This window comes from Streptomyces sp. CBMA152 (genome assembly GCF_014596475.1).
Lineage (GTDB): Bacteria > Actinomycetota > Actinomycetes > Streptomycetales > Streptomycetaceae > Streptomyces.
Window position 1 is genome coordinate 1 of the sequence record NZ_MECJ01000001.1, and the last position, 18,682, is coordinate 18,682.

An 18,682-nucleotide genomic window follows, 5' to 3' on the forward strand; every position below is an offset into this window, starting at 1 on the left:
CAGGCCCTCGGCCTTGAGGATGCGGCAGGCCTGGGTACCCGAGTAGTCGAACTCGGCGGCCTGACCGATGACGATCGGGCCGGAGCCGATGACCAGGACGGACTGGATATCGGAGCGCTTAGGCACGCTGGCCCTCCATCAGGGAAACGAAGCGGTCGAACAGGTACGCGGCATCGTGCGGGCCGGCGGCCGCCTCGGGGTGGTACTGGACGCTGAAGGCCGGCTGGTCGAGCAGCTGGAGGCCTTCGACGACCTGGTCGTTCAGACAGACGTGGGAGACCTCGGCACGCCCGTACGGCGTGTCGGAGACCTTGTCGAGCGGGGCGTCGACGGCGAAGCCGTGGTTGTGCGCGGTGACCTCGACCTTGCCGGTCGTACGGTCCTGCACCGGCTGGTTGATACCGCGGTGGCCGTACTTCAGCTTGTACGTGCCGAAGCCGAGCGCGCGGCCCAGGATCTGGTTGCCGAAGCAGATGCCGAAGAGCGGAGTCTTGCGCTCCAGGACCGCCTTCATCACGGCCACCGGGCCGTCGGCGGTGGACGGGTCGCCCGGGCCGTTGGAGAAGAACACGCCGTCCGGGTTGACCGCGTACACGTCCTCGACGGTGGCGGTCGCGGGCAGCACGTGCACCTCGATGCCGCGCTCGGCCATCCGGTGCGGGGTCATGCCCTTGATGCCGAGGTCGACGGCGGCGACGGTGAACTTCTTCTCACCGATCGCGGGGACGACGTACGTCTCCTTGGTGGCGACCTCGGCGAAGAGGTCCGCGCCCTGCATCTCGGGCGCCTGGCGCACCTCGGCGAGCATCGTGCCCTCGTCGGGCAGCGCGTTGCCGGAGAAGATGCCGACGCGCATCGCGCCGCGCTCGCGCAGATGGCGGGTGAGCGCGCGGGTGTCGATGCCGGAGATCCCGACGACGCCCTGGTGGCGCAGCTCCTCGTCGAGCGAGCGCTGGGCGCGCCAGTTGGACGGGACGCGGGCGGGGTCGCGTACGACGTAACCGGCGACCCAGATCCGCTGCGACTCGGGGTCCTCGTCGTTCACGCCGGTGTTGCCGACGTGCGGCGCGGTCATCACGACGACCTGGCGGTGGTACGACGGGTCGGTCAGCGTCTCCTGGTAACCGGTCATACCGGTGGAGAACACGGCCTCGCCGAACGTCACCCCCGTGGCCCCGTAGGCGCGGCCGCGGAACGTGCGGCCGTCCTCCAGGACGAGTACTGCGGGAGCTGCCCTTCTCTGCGAGGCGATTCCCGGCTTGGAGGTCGTCATCGTGCGGCGCCTTCCGTCGTGGTGGTGGGGTGGTTCATGGAGTTGATGGCCTCGATCCAGGCGGCGTGCTCGGACGCCTGGTCGGACCGGAAGCCCGAGTCGATCAGCTTGTCGCCGTGGGCCCAGGTGACGACCAGCAGGCCGCCCTCCGGGAGGACCTTTCCGGCGATCGCCTTCTCGGACCTGGCCTCGCGCAGTGCCTCGGCCGGGATGAAGAAGTCGTCGGCGCCGGGCCGTACGACGTGTACGCCCTCGGCCGACAGGGTGAGCTCGGCCTTGCTGCGGACGCCCAGACCGTGCGCGACGATCCGGTCGAGCCACTGCCCGGCCGTGGTGGAGCCGTGGTAGCGGCCGCTCATGCTCAGTGTCGCCGGGCCGGTCGCCTTGGGCACGGCGGGCAGCTCCGGCAGGTCCGACTGGAGGGTGCCGCGCCACTTCCAGCCCTGGCGCATCAGCCAGTACACGAAGCCCACGAAGATCAGCACGCCGACGACCCAGGCGATCCGGGCCCCCCAGTGCGTCACTTCGGCCGACTTCTGCTCGGCGGCCAGCGTCGCTACGCCGAGATTGAAGAGTGCAGGTGTCATGCCAGCTTCCCGTCCACGACCGTCGCCCTGCCCCGCAGGAAGGTGTGGGTGACGCGCCCCGGCAGCTCACGGCCCTCGTACGGGGTGTTGCGGCTGCGGGAGGCGAAGCCCGCGGGGTTCACGGGACCACGGTATGCCGGATCGACCAGCGTGAGGTTGGCGGGCTCGCCTGCCGAGACGGGGCGGCCGTGGTCCTCGGCGCCGCCGATCCGCGCGGGCTTGACCGACATGCGCTCGGCGACACCCGCCCAGTCGAGGAGACCGGAGTCGACCATGGTGTGCTGCACGACGGAGAGCGCGGTCTCCAGGCCGACCATGCCCATGGCGGCCGCGGCCCACTCGCAGTCCTTGTCCTCGTGCGGGTGCGGGGCGTGGTCGGTGGCGACGATGTCGATCGTGCCGTCGGCCAGCGCCTCGCGCAGCGCCATCACGTCGGCCTCGGTGCGCAGCGGCGGGTTCACCTTGTAGACCGGGTTGTACGAGCGGACCAGCTCGTCGGTGAGGAGCAGGTGGTGCGGGGTGACCTCGGCGGTCACGTCGATGCCGCGCGACTTGGCCCAGCGCACGATCTCGACCGAGCCCGCGGTCGAGAGGTGGCAGATGTGGACGCGGGAGCCGACGTGCTCGGCGAGCAGCACATCGCGCGCGATGATCGACTCCTCGGCGACGGCGGGCCAGCCGCCGAGCCCGAGCTCGGCCGAGACGACGCCCTCGTTCATCTGGGCGCCCTCGGTCAGGCGCGGCTCCTGGGCGTGCTGGGCGACGACGCCGCCGAACGCCTTCACGTACTCCAGGGCGCGGCGCATGATCACCGCGTCGTCGACGCACTTGCCGTCGTCGGAGAAGACGGTGACCCCGGCGGCCGAGTCGTGCATGGCGCCGAGCTCGGCGAGCTGCTTGCCCTCCAGGCCCACGGTGACGGCGCCGATCGGCTGGACGTCGCAGTAGCCGTGCTCGCGTCCGAGCCGCCAGACCTGCTCGACGACACCCGCGGTGTCGGCGACCGGGAAGGTGTTGGCCATGGCGAAGACGGAGGTGAACCCGCCGCGCGCGGCGGCCTGGGTGCCGGTGAGAACCGTCTCGGAGTCCTCGCGGCCCGGCTCGCGCAGGTGGGTGTGCAGGTCTACGAGGCCGGGGAGCAGGATCTGGCCGTCGGCCTCGACGACCGTCGCGTCCCCCGCGTCGATGCCGGTGCCGACCTGGGCGATCGTCTCGCCCTCGATCAGGACGTCCTGGACTTCGCCGCCGAGTACCTTCGCGCCACGGATAAGGATCTTGCTCATGATTACTTGCTCTCCTCGGTACGGGCGTGACTGACGGCGGACTCGTTGCCGCCCAGAAGCAGGTACAGGACGGCCATCCGGGTGTGGACACCGTTGGCGACCTGCTCGATGACGGTGCAGCGGTCGGAGTCGGCGACCTCGGCGGTGATCTCCATGCCGCGGACCATCGGGCCGGGGTGCATCACGATGCCGTGCTCGGGCATCTTGGCCATGCGCTCGCCGTCGAGCCCGTACCGCCGCGAGTACTCGCGCTCGGTCGGGAAGAAGGCGGCGTTCATGCGCTCGCGCTGCACACGAAGCATCATCACCGCGTCGGACTTCGGCAGCACGCTGTCGAGGTCGTAGGAGACGTCGCAGGTCCAGTGGTCGACGCCGACGGGCAGCAGGGTGGGCGGGGCCACCAGGGTGACCTCGGCGCCCAGCGTGTGCAGCAGGTCGACGTTGGAGCGGGCCACCCGGCTGTGCAGCACGTCGCCGACGATCGTGATGCGCTTGCCGGCCAGGTCCTGGCCGAGCCCGGCGTCCCGGCCGACCAGGCGGCGGCGCATGGTGAAGGCGTCCAGCAGGGCCTGGGTGGGGTGCTGGTGGGTGCCGTCGCCCGCGTTGATGACGGCCGCGTCGATCCAGTCGGAGGTGGCGAGCCGGTAGGGCGCGCCGGAGGCTCCGTGGCGGATGACGACGGCGTCCACGCCCATCGCCTCCAGCGTCTGGGCGGTGTCCTTCAGGGACTCGCCCTTGGAGACCGAGGAGCCCTTGGCGGTGAAGTTGATGACGTCCGCGGACAGCCGCTTCTCGGCGGCCTCGAACGAGATCCGGGTGCGGGTCGAGTCCTCGAAGAAGAGGTTGACGACGGTACGGCCGCGCAGGGTGGGGAGCTTCTTTATCGGCCGGTCCGCGACCCGGGCCATCTCTTCGGCGGTGTCGAGGATGAGCACGGCGTCGTCGCGGGTGAGGTCGGCGGCCGAGATGAGGTGACGCTTCATCTGGGTTCTTCTCCAGGTTCGTGGAGGTTTGGGCATGCGGGCGCGCAGAAGTGCCGTACGGGCCGGTGCGACCCGTACTCCGTACGGAAGGTGGCTTACTGCTCGCCGGCCGGAGCGGCCTGCTTGGCACCGAGCAGCACGGCGTCGCGGCCGTCCTCCTCGGCGAGCAGGACCTTGACCGTCTCCCGCAGCGACGTCGGGAGGTTCTTGCCGACGTAGTCGGCGCGGATCGGAAGTTCGCGGTGGCCGCGGTCGACGAGGACCGCGAGCTGCACGGCGCGCGGGCGGCCGATGTCGTTCAGCGCGTCGAGCGCGGCGCGGATGGTGCGGCCGGAGAAGAGCACGTCGTCGACGAGGACGACCAGGCGGCCGTCGACACCGTCACCGGGGATCTCGGTGCGGGCCAGCGCGCGCGGCGGGTGCATGCGCAGGTCGTCCCGGTACATGGTGATGTCGAGGGAGCCCACCGGGATCTTGCCTTCGGTGATCTCTTCGAGCTTGTCGGCCAGCCTGCGGGCCAGGAAGACGCCTCGGGTGGGAATGCCGAGGAGCACCACATCGTCGGCGCCCTTGGCGCGTTCGACGATCTCGTGGGCGATACGGGTCAGTACCCGTGCGATGTCGGGGCCCTCAAGTACGGGGCGCGCCGCATCGGTCTGGTGCGTGTCCATAGGAAACGGACCTCCTTCTCCGCCTCACGGGACGGACCTTAAAGGACGTCGGAATTACTCCGTCCACGGTACCAGGGCATTCCCCGGTCCTCACACGGGGTCGTCACCCGTCTGGGGTGGGGGTATGGACCATTCGGCTTGACGCAGCCAAGTAACGCTGCGTAACCTCACAGTGAGTTACCGCCACGCGGCGGAGCCGAAAAGTGTTCCAGCGTCCGGGGAGCTATATGTCCAGCGAATACGCAAAACAGCTCGGGGCCAAGCTCCGCGCCATCCGCACCCAGCAGGGCCTCTCCCTCCACGGCGTGGAGGAGAAGTCCCAGGGCCGCTGGAAGGCCGTCGTGGTCGGGTCGTACGAGCGCGGCGACCGTGCCGTGACCGTCCAGCGCCTCGCCGAGCTGGCGGACTTCTACGGGGTCCCGGTCCAGGAGCTGCTTCCGGGCACCACGCCCGGCGGCGCGGCCGAGCCGCCGCCGAAGCTCGTCCTCGACCTTGAGCGTCTTGCCCACGTCCCGCCGGAGAAGGCGGGCCCGCTGCAGAGGTACGCGGCGACGATCCAGTCCCAGCGGGGTGACTACAACGGCAAGGTGCTGTCGATCCGTCAGGACGACCTGCGCACCCTGGCGGTCATCTACGACCAGTCGCCCTCGGTTCTCACCGAGCAGCTGATCAGCTGGGGCGTCCTCGACGCGGACGCGCGCCGCGCGGTCGCCCACGAGGACAACTGACACGCTGACGCCTCAGCAGAAACGTGCCGCCGGGCCGGCCCGATCCCCCAGGGAGCGGGCCGGCCCGGCGGCGTTTTCACGCGACCTCACAAGACCCATGCCCGCGCCCGCCTCCGGGTACGGCGAAGGGCCCGCCGTACGCACGTACGGCGGGCCCTTCGCGTGCCGGTCGAGCCGGGGCTCAGGCGTCCCGGCGAAGACTCGGCTTGAGCTCCTTGAAACGGGCCAGCAGCCCGTTCACGAAGGCCGGGGAGTCGTCCGTGGAGAACTCCTTCGCCAGCTGCACCGCCTCGTCGATCACGACGGCGTCCGGCGTCTCGTCCATCCACACCAGCTCGTACGTGCCGAGCCGCAGGATGTTCCGGTCGACGACCGGCATGCGGTCGAGCGTCCAGTCGACGGCGTACGTGGAGATCAGGTCGTCGATCCGCGCCACATGCTGCGCGTACCCCTCGACGAGCTCCATCGTGTACTCGTTGACCGGCGGCTGACGGTCGTCGGACCGCGAGTGGCGCACCCAGTCCGCGAGGACCGTCTGCACGGACTCACCGCGCTGGTCGGCCTCGAAGAGGATCTGGAAGGCGCGCTTGCGCGCCTTGTTCCGGGCAGCCACGGTTAGCTGTTCACCCGGCCGAGGTAGTCGCCGGTGCGGGTGTCGACCTTGATCTTCTCACCGGTGGTGATGAAGAGCGGGACGCCGATCTCGTAACCGGTCTCCAGGGTGGCCGGCTTGGTGCCGCCGGTGGAGCGGTCGCCCTGGACGCCCGGGTCGGTGTGCTGGATGACCAGCTCGACGGCGGCGGGGAGCTCGACGTAGAGCACCTCGCCCTCGTGCTGCGCCACGGAGGCGGTGAAGCCCTCGATCAGGAAGTTGGCGGCGTCACCGACGTTCTTGCGGTCGATGTGCAGCTGGTCGTACGTCTCCATGTCCATGAAGACGAAGTAGTCGCCGTCCATGTAGGAGAACTGCATGTCGCGGCGGTCGATGGTGGCCGTCTCGACCTTCGTACCGGCGTTGAAGGTCTTGTCGACGACCTTGCCGGAGAGCACGTGCTTGAGCTTGGTGCGCACGAAGGCCGGGCCCTTGCCGGGCTTGACGTGCTGGAACTCGACGACGGACCAGAGCTGGCCCCCGTCGAGCTTGAGCACCATGCCGTTCTTGAGGTCGTTCGTGGAAGCCACGGTTGCGGAATCTCCTGGACTGAAGCTGGTGGGACCGAGGGTGCGCGTTCACAGCGGTGCTAGAGCGCGAGCAGTTCCTTGGTCGTAATGGTGAGTAGCTCTGGCCCGCCATCCGCCTCGGGACGGACGACGAGCGTGTCATCGATTCGGACACCACCCCGGCCCGGGAGGTGGACCCCCGGTTCGACGGTGACCGGCACGCAAGCGTCCAGTTTACCCATGGCTCCAGGTGCGAGCTGCGGGTCCTCGTCGATTTCGAGGCCCACGCCGTGTCCGGTGCACGCTCCCAGGCCCTCCGCGTGCCCCGCCGCGTCCAGCACCTGACGTGCCGCGCGGTCCACCGCCCGGTACTCCGCGCCCGGCGCCAGCGCCTCCCGGCCGGCCCGCTGAGCGGCGAAGACGACCTCGTAGAGCTCGATCTGCCAGTCGGCCGGGGTCGTCCCGATGACGAACGTACGGCCGATCTCGCAGCGGTAGCCGCGATAGGTGGCGCCCAGGCACACGGAGAGGAAATCGCCTTCCTCGACGCGGCGGTCCGAGGGGCGGTGGCCGCCCCGGCCGGAGTTCGGGCCGGTGCCGACGGAGGTGGTGAAGGCCGGGCCGTCGGCGCCGTGGTCCACCAAGCGGCGCTCCAGTTCCAGGGCGAGGTGGCGTTCGGTGCGGCCCACCAGGATCGACTCCAGGAGCTCGCCGAGCGCCTGGTCGGTGATCTCGGCGGCGATCCGCAGACAGGCGATCTCCTCCTCGTCCTTGACGAGCCGCCGTTGCTCGACCGCTCCCCCGAGGTCGCCCAGGAGCAGCCGGGGCGCCACCGAGCCGAGCGCGCGGTGGCGGACCACGGTCAGGTCGTGCTCCTCGACGCTCAGCGAGTCCGCGCCGGATGTCTGGGCGAGGTCGGCGGCCGCCACGGCGGGGTCGCCCGAGGGCGTGGGCAGCACGGTGACCCGTAGATGCTCGTCGAGCCGGCCCTCCACGAGGTCGCCGGTGGGCGTGCGGGGGCACAGCAGGACGTCCTCGGCGGGGCCGAGCAGCAGTACGGCGCGGGGTGGGGCGCCGCCCGCGAGATAGCGGACGTTCGCCGAGCGGGAGACCAGCGCGGCGGCGCTCCCGGCGGCCGCGCAGCGGTCGCGTAGCCATGCGCGGCGGGCCGCGTACACCTCTGACATGCGTCGAGCGTATGAGGGGGACGCGTTGTCGGCCGGATCTACGCGTCCGACCGGGGGTCGCCCCGGTGGCCGAGTCGTCCTCAGTGGCCGGACCGGCTTTCGGCTTCGCCGTTGTGTGGTCGCTTTGCTGCGGGCCGTCTTGGGCTGGTCGCGCAGTTCCCCGCGCCCCTGGGTGCGGCCCTTCGGGCCGCGTCCTCACCAGCTCGGCGGGCTCGCAATCGCCCTTGCCAGTACGTCGTCCAGGAGGCGGGCCGTCGTGGGGACGTCGTATTGGGAGTTGTCGATGATGGGGAGGCCCGAGCCGTACCAGCCCGCCATGCGGCCGTGGATGCCGGCGACCTCCTCGTCGCAGAGGCGGCGGTTGCCGGAGCGTTCGGCGTTGCGTTCCAGGACGATGTCCAGGCCCGGCAGGAGGACGACCGGGAGCAGGCCGGGGCCCACGTGGCGTTTCCAGCCGCCGAGGCCGACGACCGGGCGGTCCGGGAAGACCGCGTCGTCGAGGATGCAGGAGATGCCGTTGGCCAGGAAGTTGCGCGCGGCGAAGCCGCAGGTGCGGCGGGCCAGGCGGTACTGCGCCTCGGAGTGGTCGTTCCACCCCGCCTGCGGGTCCGCGAAACCCGAGCAGACCCATTCGCGTACGTCGTCGAGGCTGATGTGCGCGGTGGGGACGCGGCGGTGCTGGGCCCAGTAGCGGGCGACCGTGGTCTTGCCCGCACCCGCCGGGCCTATGAGCAGCACGGCGAGCGTGGTGACCCCGGTGCCGCCGGGCGCCTGCGGCAGCGGGACGGGGCCGCCAGGCGGCAGCGTGACGTGCCCGGTGGTGTCGCGGGAGGGCGGCGCGGGCGCGTGGTGGGGCGCCGGGGCGTGCCAGCCCGGCGCCGGTGGTGGTGCGGACTGCGGTGGGCCCGGGAACGGGGGCGGCGGGGGCGGCTGGGCGCCCTGGACCGGGGGCTGTGGGGCGTCGTGGAGCGTCGGCTGGTGGGCGCCGAGGGCCCAGTCGGCGCCCGGTCCGTGCCCCGGGGCGTGAGGCGGCGGAAGCGGAGCCCCCGCTTCGTGCTGCATCCGGTGCCACTCCGTCTCGTACAGGCGACTGGTGCTGGTCCGGGCGCTCCCCCGCGGCCCGAGGGACCCCCATGGCGTCCCGGTCCAGAACCGTACCTTCCCCGGCCGTCGCAGTGTGAACGGCCGGGGAGCGGCGAAGGTGCCCGCTCAGCCGCCGAGTTCGTCGGCGAGCGCGCGCAGTGCCAGGCGGTACGAGCCGATGCCGAAGCCCGCGACCGTGCCGCTGGCCACGGCCGCCACCACGGAAGTGTGACGGAACTCCTCACGCGTGTACGGGTTCGAGATGTGCACCTCGATGAGCGGGGCGGTGCGCTGGGCGGCCGCGTCCCGCATTCCGTACGAATAGTGGGTGAACGCGCCCGGGTTGAGAACGACCGGAATCTTTCCGTCGGCCGCCTCGTGCAGCCAGCGGATCATGTCGCCCTCGTCGTTGGTCTCGCGGACCTCCACGTCGAAGCCGAGCTCCTTGCCCAGCGACTCGCAGACCTCGACGAGACCGGCGTACGTGGTCGCCCCGTAGACGTCCGGCTCGCGCGAGCCCAGGCGGCCCAGGTTGGGGCCGTTCAGCACGAACACCCGGCGGCTCACGCCGACACCTCCCCGTACGCGGCGAGCAGCACCGCCGGGTCCGGGCCCTCCAGGACCGTCGGCTTGGCGAGACCGTCGAGGACGATGAAGCGCAGCAGGTCGCCCCGCGACTTCTTGTCCAGCTTCATGTTCTCGACCAGCTTGGGCCACTGGTCGCCCCGGTAGGTGAGCGGCAGGCCCACCGACTCCAGGATCGAACGGTGCCGGTCGGCCGTGGCGTCGTCCAGGCGCCCGGCCAGTCGGCCGAGTTCGGCCGCGAAGACCATGCCGACCGAGACGGCCGCGCCGTGGCGCCACTTGTAGCGCTCGTTCTTCTCGATGGCGTGCGCGAGGGTGTGCCCGTAGTTCAGGATCTCGCGCAGCCCCGACTCCTTGAGGTCGCTGGAGACGACGTCGGCCTTCACCTGGATCGCGCGCTCGATGAGCTCGGCCGTGTGCGGGCCCTCGGGAGTGCGGGCGCCCGCCGGGTCGGCCTCGACCAGGTCGAGGATGACCGGGTCGGCGATGAAGCCCGCCTTGATGACCTCGGCCATGCCGGACACGTAGTCGTGGACCGGCAGCGAGTCGAGTGCGGCGAGGTCGCACAGCACGCCGACGGGCGGGTGGAAGGCGCCCACCAGGTTCTTTCCCTCGGCGGTGTTGATGCCGGTCTTGCCGCCGACGGCCGCGTCGACCATGCCGAGCACGGTGGTCGGGACCGAGATCCAGCGCACCCCGCGCAGCCAGGTCGCGGCGACGAAGCCCGCGAGGTCGGTGGTGGCGCCGCCGCCGACGCCGACGACGGCGTCGGTGCGGGTGAACCCGGACTGGCCGAGCGCCTTCCAGCAGTAGGCGGCGACCTCGTAGGTCTTGGCCTCCTCGGCGTTGGGCACCTGGATGGCGATGGCCTCGTAGCCCTGGGCGGCCAGATCCTCGCGGATGGCGTCGCCGGTGCCGGCCAGCGCCTCCGGGTGGATGACGGCGACCTTGCGGGCCTTCGTGCCGATCAGACCGGGGAGTTCGGCGAGGAGGTTGTGGCCGACCAGCACGTCGTACGGGTCCGCCCCGGCGCTGCCGCCGACGTGGATCCGGGTGGGTGCCTGCTCGCTCATGCGGTTTTCAGCTCCAGTGCGTCGAGGACCGCCTGGGCGACCTCTTCGGGGGTGCGGTCGTCGGTCGCGACGACGACCCGGGCGACTTCGGTGTACAGATGGCGCCGTGCGTCCATCAGCTCGCGCCACTGGCGGCGCGGGTTGACCGCGAGGAGCGGGCGGGCGGTGTTGAGACCGACCCGCTTCACCGCCTCCTCGACGTCCATCGACAGATAGACGACCGGCCGTCCGGCGAGCAGCGCGCGCGTGGACGCGTCCAGGATCGCGCCGCCGCCGAGGGCGAGCACGCCCGTGTGCTCGGCGACGGCGGCACGGACCGCCTCCCGCTCCAGCTCACGGAAGTGCGCCTCGCCCTCGTCGACGAAGATGTCGGCGATCTGGCGGCCCTCGGCGGCCACGATGTCGGCGTCGGTGTCCCGGTAGGGCGCGCCGAGCCGCTCGGCGAGCAGCGCGCCCACGGTGGACTTCCCCGAGCCCATCGGGCCGATCAGGACGACCAGCGGACCGGTGCTCACCGGATCTGCAGGTTGTCGAGGTAGGACCGGACGTTGCGACGGGTCTCCGGGACGCTGTCGCCGGCGAACTTCTCCGCGACCGCGTCCGCGAGGACGAGCGCGACCATGGCCTCGGCCACGATGCCCGCGGCCGGGACGGCACACACGTCGGAGCGCTGGTGGTGGGCCTTGGCGGCTTCGCCGGTGGCGACGTCGATGGTGGCCAGCGCGCGCGGCACGGTCGCGATCGGCTTCATCGCGGCCCGTACGCGCAGCAGCTCACCGGTGGTCAGACCGCCCTCGGTGCCACCCGCGCGGCCCGAGGTGCGCTTGACGCCTTCGGCCGTCTGCACGATCTCGTCGTGGGCCTTGGAGCCGGGCACGCGCGCGAGGTCGAAGCCGTCGCCGACCTCGACGCCCTTGATGGCCTGGATGCCCATGAGGGCGGCGGCGAGACGGGCGTCCAGCCTGCGGTCCCAGTGGACGTGCGAGCCGAGGCCGACGGGCACGCCGTAGGCAAGGACCTCGACCACACCGCCGAGGGTGTCGCCGTCCTTGTGGGCCTGGTCGATCTCGGCGACCATCGCCTTCGACGCGTCCGCGTCCAGGCAGCGCACCGGATCGGCGTCCAGCTTCTCCACGTCGGCGGGCGTCGGGTAGACGCCGTACGGCGCCTTCGCGGCGGCCAGCTCGACCACGTGCGAGACGATCTCGATCCCGGCCGTCTCCTTCAGGTAGGAGCGGGCGACCGCGCCGAGCGCCACGCGCGCGGCGGTCTCGCGGGCGCTGGCGCGCTCCAGGATCGGGCGCGCCTCGTCGAAGCCGTACTTCTGCATGCCCGCCAGATCCGCGTGCCCGGGGCGGGGACGCGTCAGCGGGGCGTTGCGGGCGAGGTCCGCGAGGATCTCGGGGTCCACGGGGTCGGCCGACATGACCTGTTCCCACTTGGGCCACTCGGTGTTGCCCACCATGATCGCGATCGGCGAGCCCATGGAGAGGCCGTGGCGGACACCGCCCAGGAACGTGACCTCGTCACGCTCGAACTTCATCCGCGCGCCACGTCCATAGCCCAGGCGCCGCCGGGCCAGGTGGTCGGCCACCATCTCCGTGGTGATCGGCACGCCGGCGGGAAGGCCCTCCAGCGTCGCGACAAGTGCGGGACCGTGGGATTCCCCAGCGGTCAGCCAGCGCAACCTGCTCAACGGTGCTCCTCGTTGCTCGCGCGCGTTCTGGTACTACGGCGCGGCCGGGTGCGCGGCCCTGGCCCGCCACCACTGATCCTCCCACGTCCGCGATGGTGAGCCGGGACCCGGTCCAGCAAGCGGACGGCTTCTTGGTCACGTGCGGGTTGTCTGTGGCTGGTCGCTCCCCCAAGTTCTCGGCTTCGCTCGAACAGGGGGGACCCCCATCGCGGCGGAGCCGCACAACGACACAGTCCCGCGCCCCTAGGGGGTACAGCTCAGCGGGCCTTCAGGGCTCGCTCGCCCGCCTCGCGCATGACGTCCAGCGGGGCCTTCGCCACGCCCGTCATCTGCTCGATCTGGAGGACCGCCTGGTGGACCAGGAGGTCGAGGCCGCCGACGACCGGGGCGCCGCGCTCGGCCCAGGCGGTCGCGAGCGCGGTCGGCCACGGGTCGTACAGGACGTCGAAGAGCGTTCCGGGGCGCTCGGGGACGGCCGCGGCGAGCGCGTCGGTGGTGCCCGCCGGGGTGGTGGCGATCACGAGCGGCGCCTCGAAGGCCCCGGCCGCGTCCGCCCAGTCCGCGATACGGACGTCCGCGCCCAGCCGCTCGCCCCAGCCGCGCATCTCGTCCGCGCGGGCGGCGCTGCGGACGTACGCGGTGACCTCACCCGTACAGATACGGGCGAGGGCGGCGAGCGCCGAGGACGCGGTGGCGCCCGCGCCGAGGACGGCCGCCGAGGGGACCCGCTCGACGCCGCGCTCGCGCAGTGCGGCGAGCATGCCCGGGATGTCGGTGTTGTCGCCGTAGCGGCGCCCGTCGCGGGTGAGGACGACGGTGTTCACCGCCTCCACCGAGGAGGCGGTGTCGCTGATGCCGTCGAGCAGCGGGATGATCGCCCGCTTCAGCGGCATCGTGAGCGAGAGCCCGGCCCAGGAACTGTCGAGCCCGTCGATGAATCCGGGAAGCGCGGCCTCGTCCACCTCGAAACGGTCGTACGACCAGTGGGCGAGGCCGAGTTCCTTGTACGCGGCGCGGTGCAGTACCGGGGAGAGCGAGTGGGCGATGGGCGACCCCAGTACGGCCGCCCGTCGCGCACCGCTCTCCTGGCTCACGGAACTCACTGGCCGGATTTCCCCTGTTCGTACTTCTTGCGGTTCTGGTTCTGCTCTTCGTTGGTGACCGCGAACAGCGTCTCGTCCTCGGTGACCGAGACGAAGTAGTACCACGGGCCCGGCGTCGGGTTGAGCGCCGAGTGCAGCGCGGAATCACCGGGGTTGCCGATGGGACCGGGCGGCAGTCCGTGGATGTAATAGGTGTTGTACGGGTGGTGGAAGTCGCGCAGGTTCTTGACCGCACCCGTGTCCAGGGTCGATTCGGCCTTGGCGTAGTTGACCGTCGAGTCGAAGTCGAGCAGGCCGTAGGTCTCGGTGTTGCCGGGCTTCAGACGGTTGTAGACGACCCGCGCGACCTTGTCGAAGTCGTGCTTGTACTTGCCTTCCGCCTGGACGAGGCTCGCGACCGTGATCACCTGGAGCGGCGACTTCAGGCCGAGCTTGACGGACATGCCCTTCAGATCGACCTTGGAGTACTCGGAGTTGGCCCGCGAGACCATCTTGCGCAGGATGTCCTCGGGCTTGGCGCCCTTGGCGACCGGGTAGCTGGCCGGGTAGAGGAACCCTTCCAGCGGATCCTGGATCTCCTTGTTGTCATTCGCCCAGTCGGGCAGCCCGAGATTCTTCGCCTGCGCCTTCGCGACGTCCTTGGTCGTGCCCGGCTTGAGTTCGAGGCGCTTGTCGATCTGCTCGTAGACCCAGGCGTTCCGCTTGCCTTCGGGAATGATGAAGTTGCTGCGGCTGGTCGGGTTCAGCATGGCCGCGACCGCGTTCGCCGCCGACATTCCCTTGTTGAGCGTGTAGACGCCCGCCTGAATGGTCTTGCCCTTGGGATTGTCGTTCTGTGCGGAGACGAACGCGCCCTGGCTCTTGACCACTCCGGCCTTCGCCAGAATTCCGCCGATTTCGTATCCACCGGCACCCTGGGGGATTTCCACCTGAATCGGGGTGGAACCGGTTCCGACATAGTCGGGGGCCGTGCCGAATTTCTTCTGCCAGAACTGGTAGCCGAAATACCCGGCGCCGCCGACGCCGAGGGAGAAGACGACGACGAGCACCAGACAGGCGCGCCCGCTCTTGCCCTTCTTCTTCCCCTTGCCCTTGCCGCCCTTGCCCCGCCGGGACGAGCGCGGCTCGTCCTCGTCGGCGTCACTGTCGGCGCCGTCGGTGAAGAAAGGATGCGTCTCCTTCTCCGGCTCCGGCTCGGCCTCCGGCTCCTCCGGCGTCCACTCGGGCGCCTGCTCCGGCACCGTCCGGCGCTGGTTCGGCGGCTGCGGCGGCGGATACGCCTCGGGCGTGCCGTAGTAGTCCTGCGTCTCGGCGCCGTAACCGGTGTAGCCGTCCGGCTGCTGCCCGGCGTAGGGCATGGCCGCCTGCTGGCCGGTGTCCCATCCCGCGTTGTACTGAGCCTGCTGTACGTACTGCTCCTGCGGGTAACCCTGCTGGGGCTGCCCGCCGTACTGCTGCTGCGCCTGCTGCTGGTTCTGCTGCGCGTACGGGTCCTGCGGGTGCTGCTGATGCTGGGCCTGCTGCGGGTGTTGCTGCTGGTACTGCGGATGCTGCGGCTGCTGCTGCGCGTACTGCTGATGCGCCTGCTGGTCGCCGTACGGAGCCTGACCGGAGGCAGCCTGCTGCGCTCCCCACCCCTGGTCCCCGTACAGAGGATCCTCGGGATGCCACGGTTCGGAGCCTGCGCCCCGGCCATACTCAGTCATCGGTCCCCTAGAGCCGCGAGGCATCCGGACGGTCCGCCTCTTCCGCTGTGCGGCAGCTGTTCGAATGTCGCCGCATCGCGCGGAACGTTACCGTATCGCGATCAGATAACCACTTCGACGCCCTCGCCGGGCGGTCTGCCTGACACCCGTTCGGCCTCAAGCGCGGTCTGAAGAATGATCACTGCGGCCGCCTGATCGATGACCGACCGGCCCTTCTTCGACTTCACGCCGGAGGCGCGCAGTCCCTGAGTGGCCGTCACCGTCGTCATCCGCTCGTCGACGAGACGGACCGGAATCGGCGCGATGCCCTTCGCCAGTTCCTGGGCGAATTTACGGACCTTGACGGCCGCCGGGCCCTCGCCCCCGCTGAGGGAGCGAGGCAGCCCCACGACCACCTCGATGGGCTCGTACTCCTCGACGAGCAGGCGCAACCGCCGGTGGGCGGCCGGGACGTCACGTCCCGGCACGGTCTCCACCGGCGTGGCGAGCACCCCGTCGGGGTCGCACGAGGCGACCCCGATCCGGGCGTCCCCGACGTCGATCGCGAGACGGCGTCCGCGTCGCATCAGGCCGTCTCGGCGACGAGGCGCTCGACGGCGGCCATGGCGTCGCCCACAGCGTCCGGGTTCTGGCCGCCGCCCTGGGCGACGTCCGGCTTGCCGCCGCCACCGCCACCGAGGGTCTTGGCGGCGGTACGGACCAGGTCACCGGCCTTGAGACCGCGCTCGCGGGCGGCCTCGTTGGTGGCGATGACGGTCAGCGGGCGGCCGTTGGCGGTGGTGAAAAGCGCCACAACCACCGGGCGGTCGCCCTGGATACGGCCGCGCACGTCGAGGACGAGCTTGCGCAGGTCGTCGGCGGAGGTGCCGTCCGGCACCTGACCGATGGCCAGGGCCACGCCCTTCACGTCCTTGGCGCCCTCGGCGAGCCCGCCGGCGGCGGCCAGGACCTTCTCGGCGCGGAACTTCTCGATCTCCTTCTCGGCGTCCTTCAGCTTGCCGAGCATGGTGGAGATCTTCTCGGGCAGCTCCTCGGGGCGGCCCTTGACCAGCTCCTGGAGCTGGGCGACGACCGTGTGCTCCCGGGCGAGGAAGTTGTACGCGTCCACGCCGACCAGGGCCTCGATACGGCGCACACCGGAGCCGATCGAGGACTCGCCGAGCAGCTTCACCAGGCCCAGCTGGGCGGTGTTGTGGACGTGCGTACCGCCGCACAGCTCCTTGGAGAAGTCGCCGATGGTCACGACGCGCACGCGCTCGCCGTACTTCTCGCCGAACTCGGCGATGGCGCCCTGCTTCTTGGCCTCGTCGATCGACATGACCTCGGCCTGGACGTCCAGTTCGCGCGAGAGGACCTCGTTGATCTTCTGCTCGACGTCGGTGAGGACCGTGCCGGGAACGGCGGCGGGCGAGCCGAAGTCGAAGCGGAAGCGGCCCGGCGAGTTCTCCGAACCGGCCTGGGCGGCCGTCGGGCCGAGCGCGTCGCGCAGGGCCTGGTGGGTCAGGTGCGTGGCGGAGTGGGCGCGGGCGATGGCGCGGCGGCGCTTGATGTCGATGACGGCGAGGGCCGAGGCACCGAGCGTCACCTCGCCGACCTGGACGACGCCCTTGTGGACGTGGACGCCCGGGACCGGCTTCTGCACATCGCGGATCTCGATGACCGCGCCCGTGTCGAGCTTGATGCGGCCCTGGTCGGCGAGCTGGCCGCCGCCCTCGGCGTAGAACGGGGTGCGGTCCAGGACGACCTCGACCTCGTCGCCCTCGGAGGCGGCGGGCGAGGGCACACCGTCGACGAGCAGGCCGACGACCGTCGACTCGTTCTCGGTGAGCGTGTAGCCGGTGAAGTCGGTCTCGCCCGAGTTGTCGGCCACCTCGCGGTAGGCGGACAGGTCGGCGTGGCCGGTCTTCTTGGCCTTGGCGTCGGCCTTGGCGCGCTCCCGCTGCTCCTTCATCAGGCGCCGGAAGCCGTCCTCGTCCACGGCGAGGCCCTGCTCGGCGGCCATCTCCAGGGTGAGGTCGATCGGGAAGCCCCAGGTGTCGTGGAGCAGGAACGCCTTCTCGCCGGCCAGGACCGTGCCGCCGGCGGCCTTGGTCTCGGTGACGGCGGTGTCCAGGATGTTGGTGCCGCCCTTGAGGGCCTTGAGGAAGGCGGCCTCTTCGGCGAGCGCGACCGTCTCGATGCGCTTGCGGTCGGTGATGAGCTCCGGGTACTGCTGACCCATCGTGGTGATCACGACGTCGATCAGGTCCTGGACGACCGGGCCGGTGGCGCCCATGAGGCGCATGTTGCGGATGGCGCGGCGCATGATGCGGCGCAGCACATAGCCGCGGCCCTCGTTGCCGGGCGTGACGCCGTCGCCGATGAGCATCGTGGACGTACGGATGTGGTCGGCGACCACACGCAGCGAGACGTCGGTGTGGTGGGCGGCGCCATAGCGGACACCCGTCAGCTCGGTGGCCTTGTCCATGACCACGCGCAGGGTGTCGGTCTCGTACATGTTCTGTACGCCCTGCAGGATCATGGCGAGGCGCTCAAGACCCAGACCGGTGTCGATGTTCTTCGACGGCAGGTCGCCGAGGATCGGGAAGTCCTCCTTGCCGTCGCCCGCACCGCGCTCGTACTGCATGAAGACCAGGTTCCAGATCTCCACGTACCGCTCGTCGTTGACGGCCGGGCCGCCCTCGACGCCGAACTCGGGGCCGCGGTCGTAGTTGATCTCGGAGCAGGGGCCGCACGGTCCCGGGACGCCCATGGACCAGAAGTTGTCCTTCTTGCCCAGGCGCTGGATGCGCTCGGCGGGGACGCCGATCTTGTCGCGCCAGATGGCCTCGGCCTCGTCGTCGTCGAGGTAGACCGTGATCCAGAGCTTCTCCGGCTCCAGGCCGTAACCGCCCTTGTCCTGCGGCGAGGTGAGCAGCTCCCAGGCGTACCGGATGGCACCTTCCTTGAAGTAGTCGCCGAAGGAGAAGTTGCCGCACATCTGGAAGAACGTGCCGTGGCGGGTGGTCTTGCCGACCTCTTCGATGTCCGGGGTACGGACGCACTTCTGCACGCTGGTCAGCGTGGACGCCGGGGGCTTGACCTCACCCAGGAAGTAGGGCTTGAACGGCACCATGCCCGCGGGGACGAGGAGCAGAGTCGGGTCGTCCGCGATGAGCGACGCCGAAGGGACGACGGTGTGCCCGCGCTCCTCGAAGAAGCTCAGCCAGCGGCGGCGGATTTCAGCCGACTCCATCAGTGGTCCTCATTCCGGTTGTACGAGATCGTCTTGTACTGCTGCTTGGGGTGGTCGAGTGCCGCGAGGCGGCGCTGCGCCGGGAGTTCGTGCACGTTGGACGCGTTGAGCCCCAGCGCGTCGTTGAGTTCGGACTCGCGCTGGACCATGCCGGCCTTCACGTCGAGCGCGAAGTCCTTCAGCTTGTGGCCCGCCTCGATCGCCTTGTCGGCGGTGCGCGCGGCCAGGGACTCCGGGGTGAGCTGCTTCAGCTTCCGGTTGACCTTGGTGGTGGCCCACACACCGGCTGCGGCGCCCGCGGTGAACCAGAACGTACGGCGGAACATCG

General features: G+C 70.6%; 19 protein-coding genes. 1 reads left to right on the forward strand and 18 read right to left on the reverse strand.

The genetic code is table 11. From position 1 onward, the window contains the following. Positions 1-118: 118 nt before the first annotated feature. The 5 genes from carA to pyrR form a co-directional block, all read right to left on the reverse strand. Entirely contained in the window at positions 119-1,273 is a 1,155-nt protein-coding gene (gene carA / locus BG418_RS00005; RefSeq protein ID WP_188271509.1) for a glutamine-hydrolyzing carbamoyl-phosphate synthase small subunit, read from the reverse strand. After that, positions 1,270-1,860, reverse strand: a complete 591-nt coding sequence (locus tag BG418_RS00010) for a hypothetical protein (protein WP_188271510.1) — start codon at positions 1,858-1,860, stop codon at positions 1,270-1,272. The genes carA and BG418_RS00010 overlap by 4 nt, the downstream gene beginning before the upstream one ends. Further along, positions 1,857-3,143, reverse strand: coding sequence for a dihydroorotase (locus tag BG418_RS00015; protein ID WP_188271511.1), 1,287 nt, complete (start codon positions 3,141-3,143; stop codon positions 1,857-1,859). The genes BG418_RS00010 and BG418_RS00015 overlap by 4 nt, the downstream gene beginning before the upstream one ends. A gap of 2 nt (positions 3,144-3,145) precedes the next feature. Further along, positions 3,146-4,126: an aspartate carbamoyltransferase catalytic subunit gene (locus BG418_RS00020; protein ID WP_188271512.1), complete on the reverse strand. Its 981-nt coding sequence runs from the start codon at positions 4,124-4,126 to the stop codon at positions 3,146-3,148. 95 nt (positions 4,127-4,221) lie between these two features. Then, positions 4,222-4,797, reverse strand: coding sequence for a bifunctional pyr operon transcriptional regulator/uracil phosphoribosyltransferase PyrR (gene pyrR, locus BG418_RS00025; RefSeq protein ID WP_188271513.1), 576 nt, complete (start codon positions 4,795-4,797; stop codon positions 4,222-4,224). Between the two features lie 227 nt (positions 4,798-5,024). On the opposite strand from pyrR, the gene bldD reads away from it, so the two are divergent. Beyond that, positions 5,025-5,525: a transcriptional regulator BldD gene (gene bldD, locus BG418_RS00030; protein ID WP_067155757.1), complete on the forward strand. Its 501-nt coding sequence runs from the start codon at positions 5,025-5,027 to the stop codon at positions 5,523-5,525. 181 nt (positions 5,526-5,706) lie between these two features. On the opposite strand, the gene nusB is transcribed toward bldD, so the two are convergent. The 13 genes from nusB to BG418_RS00095 form a co-directional block, all read right to left on the reverse strand. Continuing rightward, positions 5,707-6,138: a transcription antitermination factor NusB gene (gene nusB / locus BG418_RS00035; RefSeq protein WP_188271514.1), complete on the reverse strand. Its 432-nt coding sequence runs from the start codon at positions 6,136-6,138 to the stop codon at positions 5,707-5,709. Positions 6,139-6,140: 2 nt separating this feature from the next. After that, positions 6,141-6,707, reverse strand: coding sequence for an elongation factor P (gene efp / locus BG418_RS00040; RefSeq protein ID WP_188271515.1), 567 nt, complete (start codon positions 6,705-6,707; stop codon positions 6,141-6,143). 59 nt (positions 6,708-6,766) lie between these two features. Then, positions 6,767-7,873, reverse strand: coding sequence for an aminopeptidase P family protein (locus BG418_RS00045; protein WP_188271516.1), 1,107 nt, complete (start codon positions 7,871-7,873; stop codon positions 6,767-6,769). A gap of 195 nt (positions 7,874-8,068) precedes the next feature. After that, positions 8,069-8,935 carry a Pro-rich N-terminal domain-containing protein gene (locus BG418_RS00050; RefSeq protein WP_188271517.1) on the reverse strand — a complete coding sequence of 289 codons (867 nt, stop codon included), beginning with the start codon at positions 8,933-8,935 and terminating at the stop codon, positions 8,069-8,071. 147 nt (positions 8,936-9,082) lie between these two features. Then, positions 9,083-9,523 (reverse strand): type II 3-dehydroquinate dehydratase, encoded by a 441-nt coding sequence (gene aroQ, locus BG418_RS00055; protein WP_188271518.1) that lies wholly within the window; start codon positions 9,521-9,523, stop codon positions 9,083-9,085. Then, positions 9,520-10,614, reverse strand: a complete 1,095-nt coding sequence (aroB, locus tag BG418_RS00060) for a 3-dehydroquinate synthase (RefSeq protein WP_188271519.1) — start codon at positions 10,612-10,614, stop codon at positions 9,520-9,522. Before aroB ends, aroQ begins: the two co-directional genes overlap by 4 nt. Then, the gene (locus BG418_RS00065; protein ID WP_188271520.1) at positions 10,611-11,129 is read right to left on the reverse strand and encodes a shikimate kinase; all 519 of its coding nucleotides are present in this window, start codon (positions 11,127-11,129) and stop codon (positions 10,611-10,613) included. Before BG418_RS00065 ends, aroB begins: the two co-directional genes overlap by 4 nt. After that, the gene (aroC, locus tag BG418_RS00070; RefSeq protein WP_188271521.1) at positions 11,126-12,310 is read right to left on the reverse strand and encodes a chorismate synthase; all 1,185 of its coding nucleotides are present in this window, start codon (positions 12,308-12,310) and stop codon (positions 11,126-11,128) included. Before aroC ends, BG418_RS00065 begins: the two co-directional genes overlap by 4 nt. Positions 12,311-12,567: 257 nt before the next feature. Further along, the gene (locus tag BG418_RS00075) at positions 12,568-13,404 is read right to left on the reverse strand and encodes a shikimate dehydrogenase (protein ID WP_188271679.1); all 837 of its coding nucleotides are present in this window, start codon (positions 13,402-13,404) and stop codon (positions 12,568-12,570) included. 5 nt (positions 13,405-13,409) lie between these two features. Next, positions 13,410-15,119: an endolytic transglycosylase MltG gene (gene mltG, locus BG418_RS00080; protein ID WP_188271522.1), complete on the reverse strand. Its 1,710-nt coding sequence runs from the start codon at positions 15,117-15,119 to the stop codon at positions 13,410-13,412. 101 nt (positions 15,120-15,220) lie between these two features. Next, positions 15,221-15,685: a Holliday junction resolvase RuvX gene (gene ruvX / locus BG418_RS00085; protein WP_188271523.1), complete on the reverse strand. Its 465-nt coding sequence runs from the start codon at positions 15,683-15,685 to the stop codon at positions 15,221-15,223. Beyond that, positions 15,685-18,354: an alanine--tRNA ligase gene (gene alaS, locus BG418_RS00090; protein WP_188271524.1), complete on the reverse strand. Its 2,670-nt coding sequence runs from the start codon at positions 18,352-18,354 to the stop codon at positions 15,685-15,687. Before alaS ends, ruvX begins: the two co-directional genes overlap by 1 nt. Next, on the reverse strand, positions 18,354-18,680 hold the full coding sequence (locus tag BG418_RS00095) for a DUF6167 family protein (RefSeq protein WP_188271525.1): 327 nt from the start codon (positions 18,678-18,680) through the stop codon (positions 18,354-18,356). Before BG418_RS00095 ends, alaS begins: the two co-directional genes overlap by 1 nt. Between the last annotated feature and the right edge of the window lie 2 nt (positions 18,681-18,682).

What these genes read in the sequence shown, in the direction of transcription:
- carA (WP_188271509.1), bottom strand. Translation starts at nt 1,273, where the DNA reads ATGACGACCTCCAAGCCGGGAATCGCCTCGCAGAGAAGGGCAGCTCCC.
- BG418_RS00010 (WP_188271510.1), bottom strand. Translation starts at nt 1,860, where the DNA reads ATGACACCTGCACTCTTCAATCTCGGCGTAGCGACGCTGGCCGCCGAG.
- BG418_RS00015 (WP_188271511.1), bottom strand. Translation starts at nt 3,143, where the DNA reads ATGAGCAAGATCCTTATCCGTGGCGCGAAGGTACTCGGCGGCGAAGTC.
- BG418_RS00020 (WP_188271512.1), bottom strand. Translation starts at nt 4,126, where the DNA reads ATGAAGCGTCACCTCATCTCGGCCGCCGACCTCACCCGCGACGACGCC.
- pyrR (WP_188271513.1), bottom strand. Translation starts at nt 4,797, where the DNA reads ATGGACACGCACCAGACCGATGCGGCGCGCCCCGTACTTGAGGGCCCC.
- bldD (WP_067155757.1), top strand. Translation starts at nt 5,025, where the DNA reads ATGTCCAGCGAATACGCAAAACAGCTCGGGGCCAAGCTCCGCGCCATC.
- BG418_RS00045 (WP_188271516.1), bottom strand. Translation starts at nt 7,873, where the DNA reads ATGTCAGAGGTGTACGCGGCCCGCCGCGCATGGCTACGCGACCGCTGC.
- BG418_RS00050 (WP_188271517.1), bottom strand. Translation starts at nt 8,935, where the DNA reads ATGCAGCACGAAGCGGGGGCTCCGCTTCCGCCGCCTCACGCCCCGGGG.
- aroB (WP_188271519.1), bottom strand. Translation starts at nt 10,614, where the DNA reads ATGAGCGAGCAGGCACCCACCCGGATCCACGTCGGCGGCAGCGCCGGG.
- mltG (WP_188271522.1), bottom strand. Translation starts at nt 15,119, where the DNA reads ATGACTGAGTATGGCCGGGGCGCAGGCTCCGAACCGTGGCATCCCGAG.
- ruvX (WP_188271523.1), bottom strand. Translation starts at nt 15,685, where the DNA reads ATGCGACGCGGACGCCGTCTCGCGATCGACGTCGGGGACGCCCGGATC.
- alaS (WP_188271524.1), bottom strand. Translation starts at nt 18,354, where the DNA reads ATGGAGTCGGCTGAAATCCGCCGCCGCTGGCTGAGCTTCTTCGAGGAG.
- BG418_RS00095 (WP_188271525.1), bottom strand. Translation starts at nt 18,680, where the DNA reads ATGTTCCGCCGTACGTTCTGGTTCACCGCGGGCGCCGCAGCCGGTGTG.